Origin of the sequence: Bradyrhizobium sp. Leo170 (assembly GCF_004296405.1) — a bacterium.
Classification (GTDB): Bacteria; Pseudomonadota; Alphaproteobacteria; order Rhizobiales; family Xanthobacteraceae; genus Bradyrhizobium.
In genome coordinates, this window is sequence record NZ_PSRR01000735.1 from 1 (window position 1) to 1219 (window position 1219).

Annotated in this window: 1 protein-coding gene; it reads right to left on the minus strand. The window is 61.5% G+C overall.

The window, feature by feature from the left end; translation table 11 throughout:
* Positions 1-329 precede the first annotated feature (329 nt).
* Positions 330-1160, minus strand: a complete 831-nt coding sequence (locus CWO89_RS44345; RefSeq protein ID WP_130584401.1) for a DUF3313 domain-containing protein — start codon at positions 1158-1160, stop codon at positions 330-332.
* Positions 1161-1219 lie beyond the last annotated feature (59 nt).

Consider the following 1219-nt stretch of genomic DNA (forward strand, 5'->3'; position numbering starts at 1 on the left):
TGAAGCAAACCTCGGGCGCAACGCGCCGCGAGAATGCGGACTCACATCCCCTCACCACACTCCACCGTCATGCCCGCGAAGGCGGGCATCCAGTAACCGGCGGCCTCTCGGCTCAAGCACGACTGCCTCTGGAATACTGGATCGTCCGGTCAAGCCGGACGATGACAGCGGAGAGCTGTTTGAAATTTGAATCAGGCGACGCCGCAGGGACAACAGTCGTAGGATCGGTAGAGTGCAGCGAAACCCATCAATTCGCACGGCTTGCTCCATCGCGATGGGTTTCGCTGTGCTCTACCCATCCTACGGCCTGCCATGACGGTGCAGGTATCTCAATCGCGGGCGATCTGCGGGGTCTTGTCGGTCCACTCCGGAGGGGCGCCGATCTTGCCGGCGACAAGTCCCATGAGGCCGGGCGCACGACCGAAGTTGTCGCATGTGGCATATTTCGGTTCGCCACCCAGCCACGACTGAACGCGCTGACCGGAGGGCAGCGAGATATCCAGGGCGCCCGGCTCCTTGCCGGTGGCGAGCATCCGCGAGAACTCGTTGCCGAACTTGGTTGCCAAGCCATAGGCGTCGCCGACTTCGGAAACGCGAGGGTTGTCCATGATCGAATTTGCGCCACGGGCCCATACCATCGCAGCGCGCTGCACGCCGCTCCTGTCGATGGCTTCTGCCTCGACGGCAAGGCCACCCAGGCCAATGGGAAGACGCGGAACGCTGACCGGCAAGGCTGCGCCGGTGCCCAAGGTCACCGCGGTCGACACGCCGGCTGCGGCCTTGTCGGTCGGCAACACGTCGGTGACGACAGTTCGAACGGTCAGGTCGGCAGGTTCACGTGGTGAGACGATTTGAAACTTGTCGCTCAGCGCGACACAGACCTCGCGATCGAGCGCGTTTGCGACCAGCGCGCGATCTTGCGCCGTCTTCACCTGCGCCAACGCACTATGGGCAAAAGTCGTCGGAACGATGCGCACAGTCTTCACGGACGCCAGTGCGTTGGCATTGACGTAATTTCTCGACTTCGAGAACGTGCCCTTCTGCTCTCCCAGATTGTTGTACGTTGCTAGCGTGCCCGCCATTTTCGTAGGCATGGAAGCGCATCCGGCCACCATCAGAGCGAGTGGCAGAGATACAGTTCGCAGCCACGAATGGGGCATTCTTGTCACAGCGCGGCTCCGGGCATAAGATGCATTGATGCATCTAGTACCCACTTTTC

Coding starts and splice junctions, on each gene's coding strand:
- CWO89_RS44345 (WP_130584401.1), bottom strand. CDS start 1,160: ATGCCCCATTCGTGGCTGCGAACTGTATCTCTGCCACTCGCTCTGATG.